The following is a 25,533-nucleotide window of genomic DNA, read 5'->3' as shown; positions in this document are numbered from 1 at the left end:
CACCGCCACACAGTCCCGACCCGTCCCAATAAAGTGGCTTCGACGCAATGTGCGCGGGAGACCTTGGCGTTTCCGCGTGGATCAATCCCGCGATCGCGAAGGAAGAGCGCCTCAAGGCCGCCTGCGCGACGACGGCGCATCGAATGTCAGGGACGGGCTCCATCGATCAGGCAGGTAATGAGCCTGTCACTGGCGGGCTTCACATTCTCCTGATGAAGGGTTCTGGCGCAGACCGAGCCGAGTGAGATCACCATGAAAGCCTGAGCGAGGGTTTGATGCTCGTCCTGTACCACGTCGCTACCCATCAGGCCTGCAAAGGCGCGGCTGATGTTTTCGAATGCCCGCTCGCGAACCTCGAGGAAGATGGCCCTGATCCGGTCGTTGCGCGCCGCTTCCGCCGCGATTTCCAGAAACAGGCGGTCGCCCGCTTCGTCCTTGCGGCACGGGGTGCCCACGAGCCAGGCGACGATGCCTTCGCGATCCCTGTTGGACAGTGCGGTGTTCAGGGTATTCTGGTCCGCGATACGCTCGCAGTCTGCCGCCACGATGGCGGCGATGATGTCCTCCTTGGACGGGAAGTCGCGGTACAGCTGCTGGACGGCGACGCCCGATTCCTTGGCGATGGCGGCGATGCCGGTGGCGTGAAAGCCGTTCTCCACGAACAGGCGACGCGCTACCTCCTTGATATTGTGCCGTCGCAACTCCGCACGGGTGGGAGGCGAGCACTTGGTATTCGACACGGTAGAACCTCTCTCAAGCATGTTGACGCACTCGACCGGTGGGTCTAACGACGCAAAATGTGAGTGATCGATCTCATACAATTTTTCAAGCGGGAAATGATATGTCGTCCAATCGGCTTATGGGTCGTGTGTTGGCATCCGGCGCCTTGCTCGCACTGGCCGCTTGCGGCGCCGGTGGCAACCAGCAGCAGCAACAGGCGGCGCAGGGACCGGCTCCGGTGGGGTATGTGGTGGCGAGCGAGCAGCCTGTCACCCTCACGACCGAATTGCCTGGGCGGACGACCGCATTCGAAACCTCCGATGTCCGCCCGCAGGTCAACGGCCTAATTACCCAGCGGCTGTTCGTCGAGGGCGACATGGTCCGCGAGGGCCAGCCGCTCTACCGTATCGATCCGGCGCCCTATCAGGCCCAGGTCGCCAGCGCCCGCGCCGCGCTGACCCGCGCGCAGGCGGGTATCGCGTCGAGCGCCGCACTGGCGCGCCGTTACGGCGAACTGGTCAAGATCAACGCGATCGCCCGCCAGGAGTTCGAGAATGCGCAGACGAGCGCGGCGCAGGCGCGCGCCGATGTCGCCGCGCAGCAGGCCGCGTTGCGCACCGCGCAGATCGATCTGGCCCGCACCACCATCCGTGCGCCGATCACCGGCCGGATCGGCCGGTCGGTATTCACGACCGGCGCGCTGGTATCGGCGTCGCAGACCGATGCGCTGGCCACCATCCAGCGGCTCGACCCCATCTATGTCGACATCCAGGAGCCGAGCGCCGAACTCCTGAAGCTGCGTCAGCAGATCATGAGCGGCCAGCTGACCCGTGACGGCCATGCCCCGGTCAAGCTGAAGCTGGAGGACGGCAGCGATTACGGTCCCCAGGGCACGCTGCGCTTCGCCGACGTCACCGTCGACCCGACCACCGGATCGCAGGTGATCCGCGCACTGTTCCCCAACCCCAACGGATTGCTGCTGCCCGGCATGTTCGTGCGCGCGTCCCTGGTCGAGGGCACCCAGTCCAACGCCTTCCTGGTGCCGCAACGCGCCGTCAGCCGCGACGAAAAGGGGCAGGCGACCGTGATGGTGATCGGCGCGGGCAACAAGGTCGAGGGGCGGACGCTCCAGACCGGCCGCTCGGTCGGCGACAACTGGATCGTGACCAGCGGGCTGAAGGCCGGGGACAAGATCATCGTCGAAGGCGGCATGATGCTCCGTCCGGGCATGCCCGTGCAGGGCAAGCCGTGGAACCCCAACGCCAAGCCCGCGGCCGCACAGCCGCGACAGGGTGCGGCACAGGCACAGGCGAAGTAACCAGCCATGTCACGCTATTTCATCGATCGCCCGATCTTCGCCTATGTGCTGGCGGTGATGGTCGTCATCGCGGGGCTCTTGTCCCTGCGCTCGCTGCCCATCGCGCAGTTCCCGGCGATCGCGCCGCCCGCGGTATCGATCACCGCCAATTATCCGGGCGCCGACGCCCAGACGCTGGAGAATACGACCACCCAGATCATCGAGCAGCAGATGAAGGGGATCGATCACCTTCGCTACTTCTCGTCCTCCTCGTCGTCGGCGGGCAGCGTGACGATCACGCTGACTTTCGAACAGGGAACCGATCCCGACATCGCGCAGGTGCAGGTCCAGAACAAGCTGCAGGCGGCGACCCCGCTTCTGCCGCAGGAGGTTCAGCGCCAGGGCATCATTGTCGCCAAGGCGACGCAGAATTTCCTGCTGTTCGTCGGCCTCTATTCCGAGAACGGCCAGCATGACGCCGACGACCTCGCCGACATCGTCGCCTCGCGGATTTCCGATCCGCTGTCGCGCGTCACCGGCGTCGGCGATACCCAGATCTTCGGGTCGCAATATGCGATGCGCATCTGGGTCGATCCGATCAAGCTCAACAATTACGCGCTGACCATGGCGGACGTGACCAATGCGGTCACGGCGCAGAACGCACAGGTTTCGGCGGGCCAGATCGGCGCGCAGCCCGCGCCCAAGGAACAGATGCTCAACGCGACCGTCTCGGTCTCGTCGCGGCTGACGTCCCCTGAGCAGTTCGCCAAGATCCGTCTGAAGAGCAACACCGACGGTTCGATCGTCCGGCTCGGCGATGTCGCGCGCGTCGCGATCGGCGCGGAAAACTATGCCTTTTCGGCGCAGTGGAACGGCAAGCCCGCCTCGGGCATCGGCATCAAGCTGGCGCCCGGCGCCAACGCGCTCGACACCGTCACCGCGGTCAAGGAGCGGGTGAACGCGCTGGCGAAGGAATTCCCCTCCGACGTCAAGGTCATCTTCCCCTACGATACCTCGCCCTTCGTGCGGCTGTCGATCGAGCAGGTGATCGAGACTCTGGTCGAGGCGGTCGTGCTCGTCTTCCTCGTCATGTTCCTATTCCTCCAGAATTTCCGCGCCACGCTGATCCCGACGATCGCGGTGCCGGTGGTGCTGACGGGGACGTTCGCAGTGCTGGCGGCGTTCGGCTATTCGATCAACACGCTGACCCTGTTCGGTATGGTGCTGGCCATCGGCTTGCTGGTCGACGACGCGATCGTCGTCGTCGAGAATGTCGAGCGCCTGATCACCACCGAGCATCTTTCGCCCAAGGAAGCGGCGCGAAAGTCGATGGACGAGATCACCGGCGCGCTGATCGGCATCGCGGCGGTGCTGTCCGCCGTGTTCCTGCCGATGGCGTTCTTCGGCGGGTCGACCGGCGTCATCTATCGCCAGTTCTCGATCACCATCGTCTCGGCGATGGCGCTGTCGGTTGCGGTCGCGCTGATCCTGACGCCCGCGCTCTGCGCTACCATCCTGAAGCCGCACGACCCGAGCAAGACGGAGGGCCATGGTCCGCTGGCGCGCTTCTTCCGTTGGTTCAACGACCGGTTCGATCGTGGGCGCGACCGCTATGAAAAGGGCGTCCGCTCGACCGCGCGGCGCTGGGGGCGGTCGCTGATCGTCTATGCGCTGATCGTCGTCGGCATGGCCTTCCTGTTCATGCGCTTGCCGAGCGGCTTCCTGCCCGACGAGGATCAGGGCGTGATGATCGCGCTGGTCCAGGGCCCGCCGGGGGCGACCACGGCGCGGACCCAGAAGGGCCTCGATCTCGTCCGCGACCATTTCCTGAGCGATGCAGGGAGCGCCATTCGCGGCGTCTACACGATCAACGGCTTCAGCTTTGCGGGCCAGGGCCAGAATAGCGGTATCGCCTTCATCCCAATGAAGGAATGGAAGGACCGCCCCGGCGCGCAGAACAAGGCGCAGGCGATCATCGGCCGCGCCATGGGGGCGTTCGCCCGCTACAATGACGGCCTGATCTTCGCGGTCATCCCGCCCGCCGTCCAGGAACTGGGCAATGCCACCGGCTTCGACATGCAACTGGTCGACGAAGGCGGCATCGGGCACGAAAAGCTGCTCGCCGCGCGCAACATGTTGCTCGGCATGGCGTCGCAGAACAAGTCGCTGGTCGGCGTGCGCCCCAACGCGCTCGACGACGCGCCGCAGCTCAAGGTCAATGTCGACCAGGACAAGGCCCGTGCGCTCGGCCTCGACCTCTCGACCGTCAACAGCACGATCGCGACCGCTTGGGGTGGTGCTTACGTGAACGACTTCATCGATCGCGGCCGGGTGAAGCGCGTCTATATCCAGGCCGATGCCGCCTATCGCATGGCGCCCGAGGATATTGGCGACCTCTATGTGCGCGGAGCGACGGGCACGATGGCGCCGTTCACCGCCTTCTCCTCGTTCGACTGGCACCAGGGGCCGATGCAGCTGACCCGCTATAACGGCCAGCCCTCGATGGAAATCCTGGGCCAGGCTGCACCGGGCGTGTCGTCGGGCGCCGCGATCAAGGCGATGGAGGAGATGCAGGCCAAGCTGCCGCCCGGCACCCGGCTCGACTGGACCGGCCTCAGCTATGAGGAACAGCTGTCCGGTGGTCAGGCGCCTGCGCTCTATGGCCTGTCGCTGCTGATCGTCTTCCTGTGCCTTGCCGCGCTGTACGAAAGCTGGTCGGTGCCGATTTCGGTGATGCTGGTGGTGCCCTTGGGCGTCCTCGGTGCGCTGTTGGCCGCGTGGCTGACCGGGCTGAACAACGACATCTATCTTCAGGTTGGCCTGATCACCACGATCGGCGTGTCGGCGAAGAACGCGATCCTGATCGTCGAGTTTGCCGAGGAGAAGATGCGCGAGGGGCTGAGCGCGTTCGATGCGGCGATCGAGGCCGCCAAGCTTCGCCTTCGTCCGATCCTGATGACCAGCCTGGCTTTCGTGTTCGGCGTGTTCCCGCTGGCCATCGCCAATGGCGCAGGGGCAGGGGGGCAGAATGCCATCGGTCGCGCCGTGGTGGGCGGCATGTTGTCGGCGACGATCCTGGCGATCTTCTTCGTGCCGATGTTCTTCGTCGTCGTCATGCGGCTGTTCGACCGCAGCAAGCAGCGCAAGGCCGAGGGGGATATGCATCCGCACGACGATGGCCACCCCGATACGCCATCCGTGCCGCAGGGAGTTTGATCCATGATCCGTTCCAAATCCATGCTCGCCCTGCTGGCCGCCACCATGCTCGCCGGGTGCAACCTCGCCCCCAAATATGTCCGCCCGGTGGGCGCCGTCCCCGCGACGCTGCCCCAGGACGGCATCTATCCGCCCGCCGCGTCCGACGCTCCCGACGTTTCCAAAATCGGGTGGCAGTCCTTCTTCACCGACGACCGCCTGCGCCGTACCATCGCGCTGGGGCTGGAGAACAACCGGGATCTGCGCGTCGCGGCGGCCAATGTGCTTCAGGCCAGGGCGCAGTATCGCATTCAGCGGGCGGACCTGGTCCCCTCGACCAACCTGTCGGGTTCGGGCACCTATACCAACAATATCCAGGGGGCGGCGGGCGCCTTGGGCGGGGCCGCCGGTGGCGGGACCGGATCGGGGTCCGGCGCCGGAACGGGGGCTGGCGCGGGCACCGGTACGGGGGGAGCGGGGCTTGGCTCGTCCTCGCCCAATCTCCAATTCTATTCGGTCAATGCCGGTTTCTCGGCCTTCGAGCTGGATCTGTTCGGCCGTGTCCGCAATCTCAGCCGCGCGGCGCTGGAGCAGTATTTCGCGACCGAAGAGGCGCAGCGTGCGACGCGGATCAGCCTGATCGCCGAGATCGCGACCGCCTGGCTGACCTATGCCTCCGACCGGGACCAGCTGCGGATTTCGCAGGAGTCGCTGAAGTCGTTCGAACAGTCGCTGGAGCTGACCCGTGCCCAGTTCCGCATCGGTGTCGCCTCGGAACTCGAGGCGCGGCAGGCCGAGACGACCTATCAGGGCGCGCGCAACGATATCGCCGTCCTCAAGACGCGCGTCGCCCAGGACAAGAACGCCCTCGACCTGCTGGTCGGGACGCCGGTGCAGACCGACCTGCTGCCGCAGGGCCTCAATAGCGGCGGTGCCGCCTTGCCGGTGCTGCCCGTCGGCCTTTCGTCCGATGTGTTGCTGCGTCGCCCCGACGTGCTGCAGGCCGAGCATCAGCTGATCGCGCAGAACGCCAATATCGGCGCGGCGCGCGCGGCGCTGTTTCCGCGCATCTCGCTGACTGCGACGCTGGGGACGATCAGCACCGCGCTGAGCGGCCTCTTTGCCGGGGGCAGTTTCACCTATACCGGCGCGCCGTCGGTGTCGCTGCCGCTGTTCGACGGGGGGCGGCTTCGCGGCAATCTGGACGTCGCGCGGGCGCAGCAGCAGGCCGCCGTCTCGACCTATGAGAAGACGGTCCAGACGGCGTTCCGCGAGGTGGCCGATGCCCTGGCCCAGCGCGGCACCATCGACGAGCAGATTGCGGCGCAGACCGCGCGGGTGGAGGCGGCCAATGTCGCGCTGAAGATTTCGGACGCGCGGTACAGGACGGGCGTCGAGTCCTTCCTGACCACCCTCGATTCCCAGCGCACGGCCTATTCGGCGCAGCAACTGCTCGTCACCACGCGTCTCAATCGCGAGAGCAATATGGTGGAGCTGTACCGCTCGCTGGGCGGTGGCCTGAACTGAACGACGGTCCGGGCCGGTTTCATGGGACGAACGTCATGACGAAGGCGCGCGCATCGCGCGGCCGGCCCAGCCTGGCGCGGGCGGCGGAGATCGGCAATCTGGTCGTCGACGCCGCCATCCTCGCCTTTGTCGAGCAGGGGCTGGACATCTCGATCGAACAGATCGCCCAGTCCGTCGGGGTGAGCAAGCAGGCGATCTACCGGCGCTGGCCCAGCAAGATCCATCTGTTGATGGATGTGATGGGCCAGGTGATGGACAAGGTCTATTGCCAGCTCAGCGACGATCTTCCCGAAGACCCGCGCGCCGCGTTGAAGGAACTGTCCTGGCGTATGTGCAGGCCGGATGGCGGCGTGCGCGAGCGGAGCCTGACGATCCTGATGTCGGAGGCGCTGCACGACCGTTCCCTGCATATCTGGCTGGAATCCTGGCGCGAAAACAACTTCGATTTCTACCTTCCCTATGTCGCGGCGGTACGGGCGGCGGACGACAGTCGGGATAGCATTGCGCTGACGGCGAGGCTGTTGCGGGATATCGTCGAGGGAGTGAGCAGGGATTGCTATTGGAGCAAGCTGTCCGATCCAGAATGCGAATCGCTGTTCCTGCAGAAATGGGATGCCGTCTCGAAGCTGTTGTAGCGGCGCGCCCATGTTACGCGGGGCATCGCCATCCGGTATCGTGCGGCCGTAAGTAGTTGCGGCCAAGGGGTTCTTCCAAGCCACAATACTGAAGGCCGATTGTCGAAGAACCATCCTATAGCTTCGCCGCGATGCACCCGGCGGGCCGGCCTGTGCTTGGGCGGCTAATGGGATCTTAGGTATCTGCCATGTAGCGATGCGCGTGATTGACCTTTTTGGAGGCAAAGAATGCGCTCGATCAACAGGATGGTTTCGGCGGCTTTCGCCGCGATCGTGCTGCTGGTGCTGGTTTCGGGTGCCGCCAGCGTGTGGTCGAACAGCCGGCAAGCCGAAGCGCGTACGCGGATCACGGAAGGGTCGGCGTTGCTGCGCAATCACATGACCGCCGACATGATGCATGACTCGGTGCGCGGCGACGTTCTTTCGATCCTGCGCGCGGTCAGTGCCGGGGACGTCGATCTTGCCGAAAGCCGCAAGGCGCTTGCCGATGACGCGGCCGTGCTGCGCAAGGCGGTCCTGACCGACGCCGCCTATGCCGCCGCGCCCGATGTCGTGGCGCAGGCGAAGCGTATCCAGACCCAGGTGGACGCCTATATCGAGCAGGCCGATGCCATGGCCCGCACTGCGGCGACCGATCAGGCGCGCGCGGCGGCGTCTCTTCCCGCCTTCCTAAAGGCGTTCGATGTGCTGGAAGGGGGGATGAGCACCCTCTCGGACGCGATCGAGGCGCATGTCGCCGACGTCAACCGGCAGGCTGCGGAAATCGCGCGGCTTGCCAACATCATGCTGGCCGTCACGACCTTCGCGACGTTTGCGCTGATCGTGATGATCGCCGTGGCGACCCGCCGCCACATCGTCGCGCCCCTGCTGATGCTGATCGACGCGCTGCGTCGCATGACGTCCGGCCAGATGGACGTGCCGGTCACCGTCACCGGGCGGCAGGACGAGCTGGGGCAATTGGCCGATGCGACGGTCGCGCTGCGCGATCAACTCGCCGCCGCCGAGCGGGCCAAGCAGGAGCAGACCACGCTCATCGTCGACAGTTTCGGCGCGGCGCTCACCCGCCTGGCGGAGGGCGACCTGCTGGCGCGCGTCGACGCCGAGCTTGCCGGGCCGTTCGCCCGCATCAAGTCCGACTTCAACGCCGCGGTGGCCAATCTTCAGGCGACCCTCGCCACCGTCAAGGAGGCGGTGAGCGGGATCAACAACGGCGCCAGCGACATTCGCCAGGCGTCGGACGATCTGTCACAACGGACCGAGCAACAGGCCGCGTCGCTCGAAGAGACGTCGGCGGCGATGGACGAAGTCACCTCCACGGTGCGGGAGACGGCCGCCGGTGCCAATCGTGCCAATGTCCTGGTCAGCGAAACGCGCGTGGAGGCGGAGCAGTCGGGCGACGTGGTCCGGCGGACCGTCGAGGCGATGAGCGGCATCGAGCGCGCATCGACCGAGATCGGCGAAATCATCTCGGTCATCGACGGCATCGCCTTCCAGACCAATTTGCTGGCGCTGAACGCCGGTGTCGAGGCGGCGCGCGCCGGTGATGCGGGCAAGGGCTTCGCGGTGGTCGCGTCCGAGGTGCGGGCGCTGGCGCAGCGCTCGGCGGATGCCGCCAAGGATGTGAAGGTCAAGATCACCGCCTCGTCCGAACAGGTCGAAGCGGGGGCCGCGCTGGTCAGCGAGACCGGCAAGGCGCTGCAGCGGATCATCGCCCGGATCGGCGAGATCAGCGTGCTGGTGGAGACGATCGCCGCCTCGGCCGAGCGCCAGGCGACGGGCCTGCAGCAGGTCAATACGGCCGTGTCCGAGATGGACGGCGTCACCCAGCAGAACGCCGCTATGGTCGAGGAGGCGACCGCCGCCGCCCGAAGCCTTGCCGAGGAGGCGGACAGTCTGGCCCGACAGGTCGCGCGATTCACGCTGGACCATGGGCCACGAAGCCAGTCGTCCCCGGCGACCGTCCACGCCCTGCCGCTGCGCACCGCAGCGAAGGCCGGACGGGAGATCGCCCACATGGCCCGGCAAAAGGTGGCGAACGGCTCTCGCGGCGCCATGGTCGATGCGGCGGCCGATGATTGGTCCGAATTTTAGAGCAGGATGACATGAGACGGCCCCACCCCTGCCCTGACGGGGGCGGGGCTCGCGTTGATTCAATGCGATCTTCCGTCGTCTTCGCGTGACCTTGGGTCCGGCAGCGCTGCCGGGGCGCTGCCGGGATCACGCAAATCCTTCAGGTGGACGCCGGTGCCGCCGCCGAGCCGCGCCTGGCGCATCAGCCACAAGAGCGTGTCGGTCGCCGCCTCATAGGACAGGCCGTGCGGCGGGCGGATGTTGGAGACGCAGTTGCGCTCGCTGTCCAGCCGCCCGACGCGCGGGGCGGCGGTCAGATAGACGCCCAGGCTGTCCGGCGAGGTCAGCCCCGGCCGTTCGCCGATCAGGACCAGTATCATCGCCGCGCCGAGCGCCGCGCCCGCTTCGTCGCCCAGCGCCACCCGCGCCTGATGCGCGATGATCGGCGGCGCGATCCGCCAGTCGGGCAGCGCGGCGACGATCCGGTTGGCCAGAGCCGTGCCATGCGCCTGCACCGCCGCCGCGGACAGGCCGTCCGCCAGCAGGATGGCCAGGTCGTATCCTCCCGCACACGCCGCCTCCAGGGTCGCTGCCCCTTCGGGAGCGAGCCGCCGCCCGAGATCGGGCCGGGTCAGATAGGTCGCGCGGTCGGCCGCCCGGCTGTCGACGCGCAGCGCGGGCGCCCAGAGGGCCGCCGCCAGCCGCTCCGCATCGAGCGCGCCGTGCACCGCATCGCAGGCACGGGCATGGTCGAGCTGGAAGGACAGCATCGCAGCGGTCGGCAGGCCACGTCCCGCCCGGCCCAGCCCGATCCGCGCCTGGGTCGCCCGCCGCACCCAGGCCATCGGATCGCGTTCGTCGCTCATGCGTGTCCGGCTCCGGGGGCGGGCAAGGCCCGGTCCAGCGCCAGCCGCCGCGCGCCGTCCTCCAGCGTGCGGATCGTCGGCGCGCCGCTCGCGTCCGCCAGCCCCATCGCCTGTCCCCAGGCGGCGAATTCGGGGGCGGGCGTGCGGTTCAGGAGATGGCGCACATAGAGCGCGTCGTGAAAGCTGGTCGATTGATAGTTCAGCATGACGTCGTCCGATCCGGGCACGCCCATCACGAAATTGACGCCCGCCACGCCCAGCAGGGTCAGCAGCGTGTCCATATCGTCCTGATCCGCCTGCGCATGGTTGGTGTAGCAGACATCGACCCCCATCGGCAGACCGAGCAGCTTGCCGCAGCAATGATCCTCAAGCCCTGCGCGGATGATCTGCTTGCCGTCGTAAAGATATTCCGGCCCGATAAAGCCGACGACGCTATTGACCAGAAAGGGATCGAAGAGCCGGGCGACGCCATAGGCGCGGACTTCCATGGTCTGCTGGTCGACGCCGTGATGCGCCTCGGCCGACAGGGCCGAACCCTGGCCGGTCTCGAAATACATCAGCTGGTCGCCGATCGTGCCGCGGTTCAGCGACTGCGCGGCATCCCGCGCCTCGGCCAGCAGCGACAGGGTGACGCCGAACCCGGCATTGGCGCCCTGCGACCCCGCGATCGACTGGAACATCAGGTCGACCGGCGCGCCGCGTTCGATCGCGGCGATGCTGGTCGTGACATGGGTCAGGACGCAGCTTTGCGTCGGAATGTCATAGGATCGGCGCAGCGCGTCGAGCAGGTGGAGCAGCTCGACCGTGCCCGCCAGATTGTCGCGCGCCGGGTTGATGCCGATCATCGCATCGCCGCATCCCATCAACAGCCCGTCCAGCGTCGAGGCGGCGATCCCCGCCGGATCGTCGGTCGGGTGATTGGGCTGCAACCGCACGCCCAGCGTGCCCGGCAGGCCCATGGTGGTGCGAAAGCGGGTGACGACGCGGATCTTGGCCGCGATCGCGATCAGGTCCTGGTTGCGGCACAGCTTGGAAACCGCCGCGACCATCTCCGAGGTGAGGCCGGGCGACACCGCCGCGATCGCCGCGCCGTCGGTCTCGTCCGCCAACAGCCATTCGCGCCATTGCCCGATCGTCATATGCGCGATCGGCGCGAAGGCCTGCGCATCATGCGCGTCGAGGATGGCGCGCGTGACCTCGTCCGCCTCATAGGGGACGGTCACCGCGTTCAGCACATCGCGCAGCGGCAGATCGGCGAGGATATGGCGGGCGGCCACCCGCTCGGTGGCGTCGCGCGCGGCGATCCCCGCCAGCACGTCGCCCGACCGCAATGGCGAGGCGGCGGCGAGCAGGGCGGCCAGATCGCGGAACCGATAGCGTGTACCGCCCAGATCGATCGCCAGCCGCATCGCCGTCAGCGCCGCCCCGTCACCTGGTCGAGAAACCCGGTCAGCACCGCGAAATAGGCGTCCGGCTCTTCGTAAAAGGGCATGTGCGAGCTGTTGGGAAAGACATGGATGCGCGAATCGGGCATGGCGCGATGCATCTTTTCCGAACAGGCGGGCGTCAGCTCGTCATGCGCGCCGGTCAACACCAGCGCGGGCGCGGTGATCCTGTGCATGGCGGGAATGCGGTTCCAGTCGGTCATATTGCCGGTGAAGGTGAACTCGTTCGGCCCCTGCATCGTGTGATAGGGGCCCATATTCCAGTCGGCGAGCGCCTGGGTCAACGGCGCGGGCCAGTCCTTCAGGCGGCAGACATGGCGATAGTTCAGGATGGTGATCGCCGCCTGATATTCCGGATGTTCCATGGTGCCAGCCGCCTCGTGCGCGGCCATCATCGTCACCGTTTCATGGCCCAGACCCAGCTTCAGCCGCTTCAGCTCGTCGACCAGATGGGGAATGTCGCAGGCGCCGTCAGCCAAGATCAGGCTGGCGATACGGTCGGGATGGGTCAGGGCATATTCGGTGCCCAGCCATGTCCCCCAGCTATGGCCCAGGAAATGCACCCGCTCGACGTCGAAGGTCGCGCGGACGGCCTCGGCCTCCTCGACATAGCGTTCGAGCGTCCAGAGCGCGGGGTCCTCGGGGCGGTCGGACGCGCCGCAGCCCAGCTGATCCCAGGTCACGACGCGGTATCCGGCGTCGGTCAGCCGGGCATGGGGATCGCGCAGATACAGGCTGGGCAGGCCGGGGCCACCATTGGCCAGCATCACCGCCTCCGGGCCATCGCCATAGGAATAGCCGGTGACTTTATGGCCGCTCGCCAGCGTGATGCGGGTGATCTCGGGCACCGTCGTCATATCGCTCCTCCTTCAACGGCTGGCCCCATCGCGGACATCCGCGTCGCGCGCCGCCGCCATACCCAGCCCAGCGCGACCAGCGCGATCACCGAACAGGCGGCGAGCGACGCCCCCGCATCGGTCGCCAGCATCAGGTCCAGTCCGCCCCGGTCGAACGCATCGCCGTCGACCGCCTGCATATAGGCGATGGGCAAGCAGGTCGCGGCCTGGAGAAAGGCGAACTGCGTGGCGGCGAGCGGATTGTCCTGGCCGATGCTGCGGAAGACGATGGTCGTCTCCACCGCGAAGGCCGCCGCCTGGAAGATATTCTGTCCGAACAGCGCGACGGCGAAGACGATCGGCGTGCGGGGCAGGGCGATCAGCGACAGGGTGAAGCACGCCCCCAATGTGCCGATGGCGAGATAGAGAATCAGCGGCTCGATCCGCTTGACCAGCGCGGGCACGAACAACGTGCCGACGATCCCCGCCGCCGTCACGCCCAGTCCCGCCATTGCCGCCACGAACGTCTCCGACGCCCCGAACCGCGCGCCCAGCCCGCCCAGCGTGTTCGTCAGCGCGAAGGACGAAGCGGGCAGGCAGAACAGCGCCAGCGTGCGCAGCACCACCGGGCGGCGGATCAGCGCGCCGAGATCGCGGGCCAGCGTCCGGAAACTCTCCTTGGCGCCGCGCCGCTCGGCCAGCGGCGCGGGAATGAAGGCCAGCAGGATAAGGGGCACGAGGATCAGCAGCGCGCAGGCCAGCGCCGACAGCCCTGCGGGCAGGTGATGCAGGAACAGGATGAACAGGATCGCGCCGACGCCGAAGCCGCCGACATTGCCGACCGTGAAGCCAGCCGCCAGCCGCCCTTCCTGCCCCGGCGGCACGACCACCCCCAGCCATCCACCCAGCGCGTTGTAATAGAGCGCGGCGCAGAGGAACCCCAGGATCAGGAGCGGGGCCAGCCATTCCAGCCGGTCGATCTGGCTGAGACTCGCATAGGCCAGCAGCGCGGTTAGCACGCCGAAGACGATGGTGTAGGTCCGCCGCGCGAAACGCACGTCCAGGATCGGCGCGACTAGGAAACCGGCAAAGGTCGGGATCAGCGCGGCGGCGGTGATCGAGGAAATGGTGAATTGCGACACGCCCGCCGCCGCCAGCCGCTGCGGCACCGTCATCAGCGCCATCGCGCCGTACAGGCCATAGGTCATGTTCGCCAGGCCCATTAGCGCGGGCGGCAGGCGAAGGCGATCCTGGCTTTGCGACATCACGGTCCCCGCACGACGCACTCGCCGCTGCGACAAATGCTGTTCGGTATTTCGTATATTATGATGATGGTGCGGGTCTAGTCGCAGAATGACGATCCGGTGCCACCGATCCGGCACCCCATCTCGCGTACCGCCTAGGCCCGGTGCAGTCCCGGCTTTCCGCGTTCGGACACGAAGCTGGCATAGGTCGACAGGCGTCCGTCGGGTACGGCAACAGTATCGAGTATCTTCAGGTCGCCGCGAAAGCTGTCGCGGCCCACGTCGCACAGCACATAGCCGCGCCGGTCGGTCATCGCCATCAGCTCGGGCGTGTGCGCCTTGGCCGAGCGGGTGAAGGCGTCGTCATCGCCGACGCCGTCCGCGCCCGAGGTGATCGAGGTCGCGAGGAACTCGCTCGACACGATCGTCCCGCGCTGGTCGTGGATCAGATCGCCAGCATAATGGCGGTGCGCGTCGCCGCTGACCGTCATCACATTGCCCGGACAATGATTGGCGATGTGGCCGAGCAGGCGGCGCTGGCTGTGCATATAGCCCGACCATTGGTCCATCGAAGCGACGGGAACGTCCTTGCCCGGCCTGGCATAATGCATGTTCATCAGCCGCACCTGCTGGGCGACGAGATTCCAGCGCGCGGTCGAGCGCGTCAGGCCGTCGAACAGCCACCCCTCCTGCGCGTCGCCCAGCATCGTGCGATCGGGCGCATAGACGTCCGGCCCCTGCGCCACGTCATCGTCGCCATAGGCTTGGTCCGAGCGATACTGGCGGGTGTCGAGGAAGAAGCCCTGCATCAGGTCGCCGAAGCGCGCGTCGCGATACATGCGCATCTGCGCGCCCACCGGCATCGAGCGCCGGCGCAGCGGCATATGCTCGTAATAGGCCTGCATCGCCATCGCCCGGCGCATCAGGAACAGCTCGGGCGGGGTGCCGTCCTGGTCGTGGTCGCCCGCCCAATTGTTGTCGACCTCATGATCGTCGAAGCTGACGAACCACGGTGCGGCGGCATGCGCGGCCTGCAGGTCGGCGTCCGCCTTGTAGAGGCCGTAGCGCAGGCGATAATCGGTGATCGACTGGATCTCGCCATGCGTGTGGCGGCGGATCGGCGTCACCACCCGGCTACCGATGCGGCGCGCGGCGGGGCCGCGATCGGGGCCTTCATAGATATAGTCGCCATAATGGAAGACGAAGTCGATCGGCTCTTCGGATATCTTCCGCCAGGCGGTGTAGAGCCCTTCCTCATAATGCTGGCAGCCCGCGACCGCGAAGCGCAGCCGGTCGAGCCGCGCCTGCGGCAGAGGCAGCGTGGCGCTGCGCCCCGCCGGGCTGCGATGGCCGCCGCAGGTGAAGCGATACCAATAGGGCCGCGCCGGTTCGAGGCCGGTCACTTCAACATGCACCGCATGGGCCAGCTCGGGATGGGCGATCGTGTCGCCCTGGCGGACGATCTGGCGGAAGTCGGGATCGCGCGCCACCTCCCAGCCGACGCGCACGGGTGCTGCGACCATGCCGCCATCGGGTTGTGCCGGTTCGGGGACGATCCGCGTCCAGGCGACGAAGCCGTCCGCATCGGGATCGCCGGACGCGACGCCGAGCGTGAACGGCGTGGTGAGGAAGCCCGGCGCGTCGATCAGGTTGCGCGGACCGGCCGGCAGCGCGCCGGCGCGCGCCGCCATCCACAGCATCGGAAAGGCGGCGAGCAGGTGACGGCGATCCATCCTAGTCTCGGGTCCGATCAGTTCAGCACGATGTGGAAGAAGGCGGCGCGACCATAATCGTCGATTTCGTTGACATATTGAAGACGGTTGCCGACCAGGAAATTGGGCTGGTCGTCAAACAGGTTGTTGATCTCGTACTTGAAGGTCACGTGCGGCAAGACCTTGTGCCACAGCGCGGCGTTGACGACGGTCAGGGGCGCCCGGCCGGTATCGTCCTTGGGCGTGACGCCCAGCGCGGTCAGCGAGTCCGAACGGTGGCTGACCGTCGCCCGGAACGCACCCGCGATCTCGGGCAGACGCACCGTCGCCCCGGCACCGACCGTCACGCGCGGCTGGTACATCAGCCGGTCGACCGTGCGCGTGCCGGTTTCCTCGCCGGTGACATGCATCTGGCCGTCGAGCAGCGTCACGTTGAAGAAAGGATCGACCTTGCGACCCAGCACGTCGACATTGCGCTCGGCGATCTGGAACTCGATCCCGTACAAACGCGAGCGTTCGGCATTGGTCGGCTCGCGCACCGCATAGGTGGTGCCGTCCACCTCCTGCAGCGAGCGCAGGACATAGATGTCGTCCTTGATCCACTTGGCAAAGGCGGCGACGCCGATCACGCCATGCGTGCCGAAATAATATTCGGCACCGACGTCGAGATTGTCGGCGCGGCGCGGCCTCAGATTTGGGTTGCCGCGCCGGATCGAGCAGTCGGGACCGCCCGCCTCCTCGTCCTCCACGCCGCAGCTGATCGTCTCGGGCTGGGCGATGTCGCCCGGCGTCGGGCGGCCCAGCGTGCGGCTATAGGCGAAGCGCAGCTTGGTGCCGTCGGCCAGATCATGATCGGCCGCGAACGAGGGGAGGAGATAGGCATAGCCGCCCTGCTTCACCGTCTGCCCCGGCGCCACCACGCCGCTGCGGATCACCGGCTGATAGGCGTCGAACCCGATATGGTCGTAGCGAAGCCCGGCCACCAACCGCGTCGCGTCGCTGGCATGGTGGAGCGACAGATAGGGCGTCCACAGCCGCTCGACATAGCGATAGTCGCTGGCCGCCGCCTGATAGGCGGTCGCGCGCGCGTCCAGCCCGATCTGCTGCCACAGGCTGCCCCTGGCGCGGTTATAGTCGATCCATGGGAAGGACATGGCCGACCCGACCGGCAGATAGCCGGGATCGACCATATAATCCGTCATCACCCGCCCCAGCCGGTACGTATTGACGTTCAGGTCGCGTGACAGGTCGAGGCGGCGGAACTCGACACCCGTGGCCAGTCCGAAACCACGGTCGTTCGCTTCGGTGTTCCAGGCATAGTCGACGCGCAGATCGGCCAGCCCCTCGCGCGCGGATCGTTCGGTGATGTTCGCGGTGCTGAGCTTGTAGACCGACGAGAAGGGCGCATTGGGGTCGCTGATCCCGGTCACGCGCGGGATGCCGCCGGTCGCATCGCTGCCGTCCTCCCAGTCGAGGAACAGGCGCGCCGGATAGGTGCGCACGCCGACATAGGGCTGCACATTGTCGTAGATCGCGCGGGTATAGCCGCCGCGCACGTCGAGATGCGAGGCGTCGCCGCGCCAGCCGACCGAGGCGATGCCGCCATAGGTCTTCTTGTCCCAGGTGTCGTAGCGGTAGCGCGAATAGATGCTGTTGACCTGCGACCGGCCGCCGGTCGCCGTGCGCGCGACGATGGTGCTGCGCGTATAATAGTCGTTCTTGTTCATCGTCGAGGATTCCCACAGACGATAACCGAAGCCGAGCAGCGAGGCGCGGATGCGGTCGCTCGCCTGCCATTCCAGCTTGCCGCTGCTGCCCGCGGTGCGCAGCCGGTTGGTGTAGCTGCCATAGCTATGGTCGCCCGGCACCGCGCGACCATCCCAGTTGCCCGCGTCGGGACCGGCAAGCAGCCTGCCCCTGGTGTCGAAATAATTCTTCACCGGCTGCCACCATTTGGCGGAGTTGCGCGTGCGGCTCTGGTAACGGGCCGACAGCAGGATGCCGAACTGGCCTTGCGCGCCGAAACGGTCGGCGAATACGCCCTTGGCCCCGCCGCCCCAATGCTGCGCGCTGCCACCGATCGTGTTGCGTCCGTCGGGGCCGCGGAACGACTGATAGCTGCCATAGCCGTCGAGCAGGGTATAGCGGCGCTTCAGGTCGAGGGGGCTGCGCGTCACGATGTCGACGATGCCGCCGATCGCGCCGCCATCCTGTTCGGCGGTGAAGGTCTTGTAGACGTCGGTGCGCTGCGACAGTTCGGACGGGATGATCTGCAGATTGATCATCCGCGATCCCTCGCCGTCATTGCCGATCGAGGCGAGGGTGATGCCGTCGATCGTCGTCTGGTTGAGATCGGGCGAGATGCCGCGGATCGTCACGAAACGCGGCGCATCGCCCTCGTCGATCGTGCTGATACCGGGCAGCAGCCGTAGCTGCTCGGCGATGTTGCCGTCCGCCGCGATCGTCTCGACGTCGTCATAGACGATGCTGTCGACCACGGCGGGCGACTGTTCCTTCCGGGCGGTCGCCAGGCGCTCCGCGGTGACGACGACGTCCGACTGCGGGGCGGTCGAGTTCGTCCCGTCGGATGAGGTCGCGTCCTTCGCATGAGCCGGGACCGCCGTCAGCAACAGGCCGGACGCGCAGCACAACAGGCGCGCCCGGTGGGCGCGCGAAAACATCGTCATGATCAATCCCCCGTTATGATGGCGAACCCGGTTGATCCGAGTGCATCATCGACGCGACGAGGATGCCTGACCGCATCGAGTCGTTCGTCGTCGTGGGGGGAGCGCTAATCGTCGAAGTTTACGGCTGCATGGTTGTTTGATGACAATTCTGTAACGATTAGCATTACGCAAAGGCGCCGTTGCGACCGTCGAGCGGCACGGTCCGTTCGGCATCCGCCCGCACCGGACCGTTCGCAGGTTACAGCCCGTTCAGCATCCTCAGGCCGTTGCGGTAGATCGTCGGCATGCCATGCTCGATATACAGCGTCCGCGCATATTCCGCGATCACGTCGGAGCGGTAGGCGGTCATGTCGTTACCGAAGCGCAGGATCACATAGTCGCTCTCCAGCGCCGTGAGCAGCGCGTGCTGCTCCTCGGCTTCGAGGCACTGGATTTCGAAATGGATGACCATCGGCAGCGCGCCACGGGCGAGGATGTCGAGGATGATCGCCTTGTCCATGCCCTCGGCATCGACGACGAGGATGTCCGCCGCGCGTCCGCCGGTCTTGGCCAGTACGTCCTGATAGGTGACGACCGGCACCGCGATCTTTTCGATGCACGACTGGATCTGCAGCTTCGTCGCCTCGTCGACCGTCTTGCCGCCGATCGCGTTCTTGTCGTCGTAGATCGAGGACAGGCCGATCACCCAGCGCGGCAGGCCCAGTTCGGTCACCTTGCCCGGATTGATCGCGTTGAGGACGAGTTCCCCGCCCTCGATCCCATAGGCGAAGGGCAGCAGCATCGCGTTGCGGTTCTTGCGATAGCCCCGCTCCAGCGCCGCGAACATATACGGGTTCGGCTCCAGCAGGACGGCGGGCGGATCATAGTTGATCATCACCGGGCGGAGCGGATCGACCAGCATCCCGTCGGCCGCGCCGATCTGCCACACCATCCGGTCGGCGTCCTGATCGAGCAGCCAGGCGACGACCTTGGCGAACTCGAACGCCATATGGTCCTCCGCGTCGATCGACATATTGGAGTTCAGCACCGATGCGATGGCGACGCTGTTGGTGCGGTTCTCCCGCATCCCGGCGATCAAGACACCGATATCCTGCGACCATTCATCGTCATACCCCGCCAGAATGGCGGCGGGTTCTTCCAGATCACCCTTGCGGAGCAGGTCCATCGCCTTGTCCTTGCGGACCTGCGCGGGCAGCCATGAGCCGCCCCAGATGTGGATGCCCAAGGTGCCTTCCAATGTCCGGTGGCGTACCGAGGCCAGCGGCTGGTCATAGAGATAGGGGTAGAATGCCTCGGTGCCGAGCCGACGATGCGCGTGCCGCTTCAGGAATGCGCCGAACAGCCATGGTCCGGTCGACACGTTGGTACGTGTCTCGTCCAGGTCGTGGCTCATGATATGGTCGAGCAATTCGCGAAAGATCGCGTGCCCCTTCGGCGCGCCGATGAAGCCGATCGAGCAATAATCGGTGGAGGCGTCCTCGTTGCAGACGGTCAACATGCGGGACATCTCGGCGACATCGAAATGCTGATACGGCATGACGTCGCAGTCGAGGCAAATGCCGCCGAAGCGATAAAGGATTTCATAGCGCGCGATATCGGCGCGCATCGGCATGACCGAGACGGACTCGATCTTCTCGCGCGAGATGGTCAGCGTCGGCAGATCGGCATCGGTCCAGGTGATGAAGCGCGCGTCCGGGAATTGCCGTTGCCATGCCTCCCAATAGGCCTCGTAATGCGACGGGATCGGCGTGTCGCCGAACCAGACACGGTGAAACAGGCCATGCTCCAGATCGGGGTCCTGTTCCGCCAAGGGGGCAACCGGCTGCATGACGGGAGCAGGAGCAGCAGCGGACGCCTTGGTGCTGACGAGCGCGTGTTGGTGGATGACATCATAGGCACCGCGCGTCGATCCCCAGAGCTGGTGCGCATAGATGGGATCGGGGCCGTCATAAGCGATGCCAGTGAAATGCTCGGGAATGAAATAATGGCTGGGATAGATGCGCATCCGATTATAGCCATAGGCGCGATAGGCATCGGTCACGCGCTGCGGCCCGACACTCTGCCATGCCATCCGGTCGATGACACTGGCCTCGGCGGCGATGTCCTTGATGATCTGTCCGACGAACGGATTTTCGACCTCGGCTCCGAAATAGCCCGCCGCGATCAGGCCGGGACGCGCCACCTCGCTTTCCCAACTGGCAAAGGCCTCGCATTCTAGGAGGTGATCGTCCAGCGGGCGGACGCAGATGCTGTCGGCATCGACCAGCACGCCGCCATGGTGATACAGGATTTCCCAGCGCATCATGTCGGCGACGCCGTTCAACTCGCGTCCCCACATCGCGTCCATATGGGCCTGGTTGACCCATTGGGTGGCGGCGAAGTCGTCATTGCCCCACAGCCGGAACTCCCAGTCCGGGTGCATCGTGCGCCAGGTGTCGATGCAATTGTCCGGTCGCTTGGATTCGTCGCCGACCCAGATGACGTGCAAACGCTTGGGGATCATAGCGGCGTTACCTTCTGGCTTGGTCGGAGATGTTGGCCGGATGGTAAACAGGCGTGTTTAATAATGCGTTATCGCGATCGGCGCGTCGAGACGGTGGTGATGTGAGGGCAGGGGGCGCTCCCCGATGGCCTAACGCCAGCCGGTCGCACGCTGGATGGCTTCGTCCACCGGCACGTCATGCAGCTGCCGATAGCGGGCCTCGACCAGGCTGAAGAGGCCGAAGGCAAGGAGCCCGGCGCCGACGATGATATCGAACGGGTTGGTCAGCCAGGACAGGACGCGCGCCATGCCGCCCGCCTGGCTCGCCTGCTCCGCGATCCCGGCCTTGGCCAGAAGATAGCCGCTGATGAGGAAAACGAGGCCGCGCGCCGCATAGCCTGCGCGCCCGCTCCACCGCACCCAGGATTGTCTCGCGACCGATGGCGCGAGATAGCGCAGGAACGAGCCTTTCACGGCCTTTGCAAGCTGGACCACAGCAAGCACGACCATCACCGCCGCCCCGACCAGGACCAGCGCCCAGCCGCCCGGCATCTGCATGGCGGTGCGCGCGCTTTCCTGGGTGCCGTCGCCCGAGAGCGCCGCGCCGCGCATCAACTGGACGGACTGGGATGCGAGCAGGAGGTGAATGGCGCCGCTGACGCCCGCCCCGACCCGCTCCATCATGCCTTTGCGATCGGTGCCGTGACGCTCGATATCCAGGGCCGCATCCGCCAGGCGCCATATGCCGTACGCCGTCAGTCCGGCGGCGATGATCGCCAGCAGCACCTGACCGCCGCCCCGGCCGAGATAGGCGATCGCGCCGCTCGGGTCTTCCGCCCTGCCGGTTCGCAGGATGAGCAGGGCGATGACGATGTAGAGCAGCCCCCGCGTCGCGAAGCCGATCCGGGTCAAGGTCGTGAGGCGCGCGTTGGCGTTCATATGTTCTCCCTTACCTCGGCAAAACAAGAACTAAGCCATCTCGTTCCAGCAGGAGAATGACCGATCCCGATTAGGCCGGCCCCGATCCTCCGGGCGATGGCGACAGGCTCGCGGAGAGATCGCGCAGCGCGTCGGCCAGCCGGTCCATGGCGGTCGCCGGGGTGAACAGGGCGGGCGTCACGCGGACGCAGGCGCCCTTGGCGACGCCGGTCCGATGAACGGTGAAGATGCGATGCTGGTCGAGCAGGCGTTGCGCGATGGCGGCATTCGCCTCCGCGCTATCCACGCCCCGGAACCGGAACGACGTGATTGCGCCGTGCATGGCGGGATCGTCCGGGGTCAGGATGTCGAGGCCGGGGATGGTCTGCGCCCGCCGGACCCAGCGATCGCGAAGCGCGCGCAGCCGGGCGGCGCGTGCGGCCCGATCGATCCGGTGCTGAAAGGCGAGCGCGGCGGGCACGGTGAGCCAGGACGCGTAATCGAGCGTGCCGGTGTGGACGCGCGCCATGACGGTGTCGGGACCGCCAGCGTCTTCGGCCGGGTCGCGATCGATCCGGGTGAGCGCGCTTTTGCGGATATGGAGGAACCCCACGCCAAGCGGCGCGCCGAGCCATTTGTGACCGTTCAGGCCGACGAAATCGCAATCCAGATCGGGCAGCGCGAAGTCGAGCTGCTGCCAGCTGTGCGCGGCGTCGACGATGACGTCGATACCCCGCGCACGCGCCATCGCGGCGATTTCGCGGACCGGGATGACCAGCCCGGTGCGATGGCTCATATGGGTGAGGAGGATCAGCTTCAGCCGAGGTTCGTCGGCCATCACCTGGGCATAGGCGTCGATCAGGCTGGCGCGGGTGGCTGGCTCGGGCAGCGCGATGCGGCGGACGTGGACGCCGCGACGTTTCGCTAGGCTCTCCATGCACGCCTGCATGCTGTCATAATCGAGGTCGGCATAGAGGATCGCATCGCCTGGCGACAGGCGGTTGTAGCCGAGGATCAGGGCCTTGAGTGCCTCGGTCGCGTTGCGGGTGAAGGCGATCTCGTCCGCCGGCACCCCGAGTTCGGCCGCGACGGCGGCGCGGGCGGCGTGAAGGTCGGCAAGCATCCCACGCCGGGCATAATAGCTGGTGTCGCGGTTCACGCGCGCGACCATTTGCTCGTACGCGGCGCGCACCGGGCGGGGCATGGCGCCCCAATTGCCGTTTTCGAGCTGGATGACGTCCTGCGGTACGTCATAGTCCGCCGCCACGCTCGCCCAGAATGCCTCGTCATCCGGGGCGGGGCGGGCCGGACCACCGGCGCGCGCGGGCAGGGGCAGGGTGGCGGCCATCCCGCCCGCCAATAGCGCGCGCCGATCGATCATCAGAAGCTCAACCCCAACCGGACATAATAGCGGCCGCCATCGGTATCGTAGGGGGCGTTGCGCGAATAGATCAGGCCGCGATTGGCTTGGTTGGTCGCCTCGGCCGGATAGGTGCCGAAGACATTCTCGGCCCCGCCGCGGATCGAGATGTTCGGCGTCATGCGATAGGTGAGCGACGCGTCGAACAGCGCGATCCCGCCGAAGCGCTGGAACAGCTCGCCGGTCGCATTGCCCGTCACGTCGGTCCACGGCCCGTAATAGCGGCCGCGCAGCATCACGCCGATGGCGCCGATGTCGTAGCCCAGTGTGCCGGTCGCATTGTGCTGGGGCAGGCGTTCCTGGAAGATGCGGCGCTGCGTGTCGTTGGCGATCGCCGCGCTCGTCCCGCTGCGGACGGTGGTGCGGTTGTAATTATAGGCCAATGTCGCGCTGGCCCGACCGTCGCCCAGATTGCGGGCATAGCTGACCACGACATCAACGCCGCGCGTGCGGGTGTTGAAGTCGTTGGTGAAATAGCTGATCGAGGTGAAGCGGTTGGGATTGGCGAAGCCCGCCGGAATGGGGATGGTCGCCGACTGGCTGAAGCGGTCGTCGACGTCGATCTGATAGAGGTCGACCGTCGCGCCCAGCCCGATATGCGTCTGCGCGACGAGGCCCGCGCTGATGTTGCGCGAGGTTTCGGGGCGTAGCGGCTTGGCGCCGAGCGCCACCGCGAGCGGGTCGGTGGGGGCCAGACGGCCCTGGTTGAAGACCTGGAGCGTACGGGTGTCGAGGCCCTGGCTCACCAGCCGCGTATTGAGCTGGGCCGGGGTCGGCGCGCGGAAGCCGGTGGAATAGGTGCCCCGTAGCGCCAGCCATTCGACCGGCTCGACCCGGCCGGAGAATTTATAGGTGAACTTGTCGCCGAAGCTGGAAAAATCCTCGTAGCGGCCCGCCGCGCCGAGCGTCAGCATCGTGATCGGATGCCAGGCCAAGTCGACATAACCGGCATTGCTCGTCTGCTGGAAATGGCCCGCCTGTTGCGGGCCGAAGCCGGGGAAGCCATTCGAATTGGGGGCAAGGCCGGTCGCGGCGCCCGCACCGATCGCATAGGAGGCGGGATCGCCGGTGCCGACTGCATAGCGCTCGATCCGCCGTTCGCCGCCAAAGGCGATGTTGAGCGGCTCGACCCCGCCGACGGGCAGGCGATAGACGAAATCGGCGTTGAAGTTGGTCTCGCGCTGCGTCAGGCGACCCAGATAGAAGCTGGTCGGGCTGGCCGGGCCGAGCGAGGCGTTGAGGGTCTGGTCGATGGTATAGTCGATGCGGCTGCGCCCCGCCGACGCGCTGAGGTCGTAGCTCAGCGCGTCCGACAGGTTGCCGCGCAGGCCGCTGACGAGTTGCAGATCGGCGAATTGCGTGCCGAAGCGCGGGGTGAAACCAGCCGGGTAAAGGCTGCGGAAGCTGAACCCCGGAAAGGCGCTGCTGGCGTTATAGACGCTGCCGGTGTTGCTGGGATTACGCCAGTTGAAGTCGGTGACCCCTTCGCCCTGCTGCACGGTGCCGAAGGCATAGACCGTGGCGGCGTCGGCCAGGTCGTAATGCATGTCGACCGCGCCGCGCACCCGCTCTTCGTCGGGCTGGCCCCAGCGCTGTACGGGGTTGGGAACGGCGAGAGTGGGGTTCGCCGCCTGGAAGGCGAGGGCGTCGGGGCGCTGGCGGGTGCGCGACGTCGCCTCGCCATGTTCGAACTGCCCGGTGAAGACGATCGCACCCTTGTCGTCGAGCGCGATGCCGCCGCGCGCGCCCGACTGGTAGTTGTTGCCGTCACCGGCATAATATTGGCTGAACTGGCCGTACGCCTCCATCCCCGGCTGGTCATCGAGAATGATGTTGATGACGCCCGCGATCGCGTCGGAGCCATATTGGGCGGACGCACCGTCGCGCAGCACCTCGATCCGCTTGATCGCCAGGCTGGGGATGCTGGCGAGGTCGGGGGCCTGCGCGCCACGCGTGCCGAGCAGCGCCGAGCGATGATAGCGCTTGCCGTTGACGAGGACGAGCGTCTGGTCGGCGGAAAGGCCGCGCAACGTCGCCGGGCGCACGAAGGCCTGTCCGTCGGCGGCGGGCAGGCGCTGCACGTTGAACGACGGCAACAGCTGCGCCAGCGCATTGTTGAGATCGCCCGAGACGGCGGAGCGCACCAGGCTTTCGGGCAGCACGTCGACCGGTGCCAGCGTATCAAATTGCGTGCGGCCGCGCTCGCGCGTGCCGGTCACGACGACATCGTCGCCACCTGCGGCATCGGGCGTCGTCTGGCTGGCCTGCGGATCGGCCTGGGGCGCGACGGCCTGTGCCGAAACGGCGGGCACGAATAGAAGATGCAGCGCGACAACGGCGCTGGCGGTTGCGAATTTCATGAAGCGGCTTTCCCTGGAAGGCGGCTCTTTCGGCGCCTGTGGGCTGCGCGCTAGGGCAGGTTTGTTGCACCGCCATGGAGCTTCTGCGTCGCCATCGGGTCAGAGCCGTGACCGTTTCG

The 25,533-nt window shown here is 66.6% G+C and carries 16 protein-coding genes; 5 read left to right on the top strand and 11 right to left on the bottom strand.

Translation table 11 applies throughout. The features are described from left to right. Positions 1-146: 146 nt before the first annotated feature. Positions 147-821 carry a TetR/AcrR family transcriptional regulator gene (locus KV697_RS09985; RefSeq protein WP_257575244.1) on the bottom strand — a complete coding sequence of 225 codons (675 nt, stop codon included), beginning with the start codon at positions 819-821 and terminating at the stop codon, positions 147-149. Positions 822-841: 20 nt separating this feature from the next. Between KV697_RS09985 and KV697_RS09980 the strand changes: the two genes are divergently transcribed. From KV697_RS09980 to KV697_RS09960, 5 genes are all read left to right on the top strand, one after another. Further along, entirely contained in the window at positions 842-2,038 is a 1,197-nt protein-coding gene (locus KV697_RS09980) for an efflux RND transporter periplasmic adaptor subunit (RefSeq protein WP_219018054.1), read from the top strand. Positions 2,039-2,044: 6 nt separating this feature from the next. Next, entirely contained in the window at positions 2,045-5,233 is a 3,189-nt protein-coding gene (locus KV697_RS09975; protein WP_219018053.1) for an efflux RND transporter permease subunit, read from the top strand. Positions 5,234-5,236: 3 nt separating this feature from the next. Then, positions 5,237-6,739 (top strand): efflux transporter outer membrane subunit, encoded by a 1,503-nt coding sequence (locus KV697_RS09970; protein WP_219018052.1) that lies wholly within the window; start codon positions 5,237-5,239, stop codon positions 6,737-6,739. A 35-nt stretch (positions 6,740-6,774) separates the two neighbouring features. After that, the gene (locus KV697_RS09965; RefSeq protein ID WP_219018051.1) at positions 6,775-7,374 is read left to right on the top strand and encodes a TetR/AcrR family transcriptional regulator; all 600 of its coding nucleotides are present in this window, start codon (positions 6,775-6,777) and stop codon (positions 7,372-7,374) included. A 228-nt stretch (positions 7,375-7,602) separates the two neighbouring features. After that, positions 7,603-9,465 carry a methyl-accepting chemotaxis protein gene (locus tag KV697_RS09960; RefSeq protein WP_219018050.1) on the top strand — a complete coding sequence of 621 codons (1,863 nt, stop codon included), beginning with the start codon at positions 7,603-7,605 and terminating at the stop codon, positions 9,463-9,465. Between the two features lie 59 nt (positions 9,466-9,524). Here KV697_RS09960 and eutC read toward each other — a convergent pair whose 3' ends face one another. The 10 genes from eutC to KV697_RS09910 form a co-directional block, all read right to left on the bottom strand. Then, positions 9,525-10,310 carry an ethanolamine ammonia-lyase subunit EutC gene (gene eutC / locus KV697_RS09955; protein WP_219018049.1) on the bottom strand — a complete coding sequence of 262 codons (786 nt, stop codon included), beginning with the start codon at positions 10,308-10,310 and terminating at the stop codon, positions 9,525-9,527. Further along, the gene (locus KV697_RS09950; protein ID WP_219018048.1) at positions 10,307-11,719 is read right to left on the bottom strand and encodes an ethanolamine ammonia-lyase subunit EutB; all 1,413 of its coding nucleotides are present in this window, start codon (positions 11,717-11,719) and stop codon (positions 10,307-10,309) included. Before KV697_RS09950 ends, eutC begins: the two co-directional genes overlap by 4 nt. Before the next feature lie 5 nt (positions 11,720-11,724). Further along, positions 11,725-12,612: a proline iminopeptidase-family hydrolase gene (locus tag KV697_RS09945; RefSeq protein ID WP_219018047.1), complete on the bottom strand. Its 888-nt coding sequence runs from the start codon at positions 12,610-12,612 to the stop codon at positions 11,725-11,727. Then, a complete protein-coding gene (locus tag KV697_RS09940) occupies positions 12,609-13,856 on the bottom strand; it encodes an MFS transporter (RefSeq protein ID WP_219018046.1) in 1,248 nt (415 codons plus the stop codon). The genes KV697_RS09945 and KV697_RS09940 overlap by 4 nt, the downstream gene beginning before the upstream one ends. Positions 13,857-13,990: 134 nt before the next feature. After that, complete coding sequence (locus KV697_RS09935; RefSeq protein WP_219018045.1) at positions 13,991-15,568, bottom strand: alkaline phosphatase D family protein; 1,578 nt, start codon at positions 15,566-15,568, stop codon at positions 13,991-13,993. Positions 15,569-15,585: 17 nt separating this feature from the next. Further along, positions 15,586-18,234 (bottom strand): TonB-dependent receptor, encoded by a 2,649-nt coding sequence (locus KV697_RS09930; protein WP_219018044.1) that lies wholly within the window; start codon positions 18,232-18,234, stop codon positions 15,586-15,588. 238 nt (positions 18,235-18,472) lie between these two features. Continuing rightward, the gene (locus tag KV697_RS09925; protein ID WP_219018043.1) at positions 18,473-20,737 is read right to left on the bottom strand and encodes a glycosyltransferase family 32 protein; all 2,265 of its coding nucleotides are present in this window, start codon (positions 20,735-20,737) and stop codon (positions 18,473-18,475) included. A 129-nt stretch (positions 20,738-20,866) separates the two neighbouring features. Further along, entirely contained in the window at positions 20,867-21,655 is a 789-nt protein-coding gene (locus KV697_RS09920; RefSeq protein WP_219018042.1) for a DUF1206 domain-containing protein, read from the bottom strand. 70 nt (positions 21,656-21,725) lie between these two features. Further along, complete coding sequence (locus tag KV697_RS09915; RefSeq protein ID WP_219021123.1) at positions 21,726-23,015, bottom strand: aminotransferase class V-fold PLP-dependent enzyme; 1,290 nt, start codon at positions 23,013-23,015, stop codon at positions 21,726-21,728. Further along, complete coding sequence (locus KV697_RS09910) at positions 23,015-25,414, bottom strand: TonB-dependent receptor plug domain-containing protein (protein WP_219021122.1); 2,400 nt, start codon at positions 25,412-25,414, stop codon at positions 23,015-23,017. The genes KV697_RS09915 and KV697_RS09910 overlap by 1 nt, the downstream gene beginning before the upstream one ends. Between the last annotated feature and the right edge of the window lie 119 nt (positions 25,415-25,533).

The sequence above is a fragment of the Sphingomonas sanguinis genome, assembly GCF_019297835.1.
GTDB classification, from domain to species: Bacteria; Pseudomonadota; Alphaproteobacteria; order Sphingomonadales; family Sphingomonadaceae; genus Sphingomonas; species Sphingomonas sanguinis_D.
The sequence above is the reverse complement of the archived record's forward strand: the minus strand, read 5'-3'. Positions and strand labels throughout refer to the sequence as shown.

Coding starts and splice junctions, on each gene's coding strand:
- KV697_RS09945 (WP_219018047.1), bottom strand. CDS start 12,612: ATGACGACGGTGCCCGAGATCACCCGCATCACGCTGGCGAGCGGCCAT.
- KV697_RS09915 (WP_219021123.1), bottom strand. CDS start 23,015: ATGATCGATCGGCGCGCGCTATTGGCGGGCGGGATGGCCGCCACCCTG.
- KV697_RS09930 (WP_219018044.1), bottom strand. CDS start 18,234: ATGACGATGTTTTCGCGCGCCCACCGGGCGCGCCTGTTGTGCTGCGCG.
- KV697_RS09950 (WP_219018048.1), bottom strand. CDS start 11,719: ATGCGGCTGGCGATCGATCTGGGCGGTACACGCTATCGGTTCCGCGAT.
- KV697_RS09940 (WP_219018046.1), bottom strand. CDS start 13,856: ATGTCGCAAAGCCAGGATCGCCTTCGCCTGCCGCCCGCGCTAATGGGC.
- KV697_RS09975 (WP_219018053.1), top strand. CDS start 2,045: ATGTCACGCTATTTCATCGATCGCCCGATCTTCGCCTATGTGCTGGCG.
- KV697_RS09980 (WP_219018054.1), top strand. CDS start 842: ATGTCGTCCAATCGGCTTATGGGTCGTGTGTTGGCATCCGGCGCCTTG.
- KV697_RS09970 (WP_219018052.1), top strand. CDS start 5,237: ATGATCCGTTCCAAATCCATGCTCGCCCTGCTGGCCGCCACCATGCTC.
- KV697_RS09960 (WP_219018050.1), top strand. CDS start 7,603: ATGCGCTCGATCAACAGGATGGTTTCGGCGGCTTTCGCCGCGATCGTG.
- KV697_RS09920 (WP_219018042.1), bottom strand. CDS start 21,655: ATGAACGCCAACGCGCGCCTCACGACCTTGACCCGGATCGGCTTCGCG.
- eutC (WP_219018049.1), bottom strand. CDS start 10,310: ATGAGCGACGAACGCGATCCGATGGCCTGGGTGCGGCGGGCGACCCAG.
- KV697_RS09965 (WP_219018051.1), top strand. CDS start 6,775: ATGACGAAGGCGCGCGCATCGCGCGGCCGGCCCAGCCTGGCGCGGGCG.
- KV697_RS09910 (WP_219021122.1), bottom strand. CDS start 25,414: ATGAAATTCGCAACCGCCAGCGCCGTTGTCGCGCTGCATCTTCTATTC.
- KV697_RS09925 (WP_219018043.1), bottom strand. CDS start 20,737: ATGATCCCCAAGCGTTTGCACGTCATCTGGGTCGGCGACGAATCCAAG.
- KV697_RS09935 (WP_219018045.1), bottom strand. CDS start 15,568: ATGGATCGCCGTCACCTGCTCGCCGCCTTTCCGATGCTGTGGATGGCG.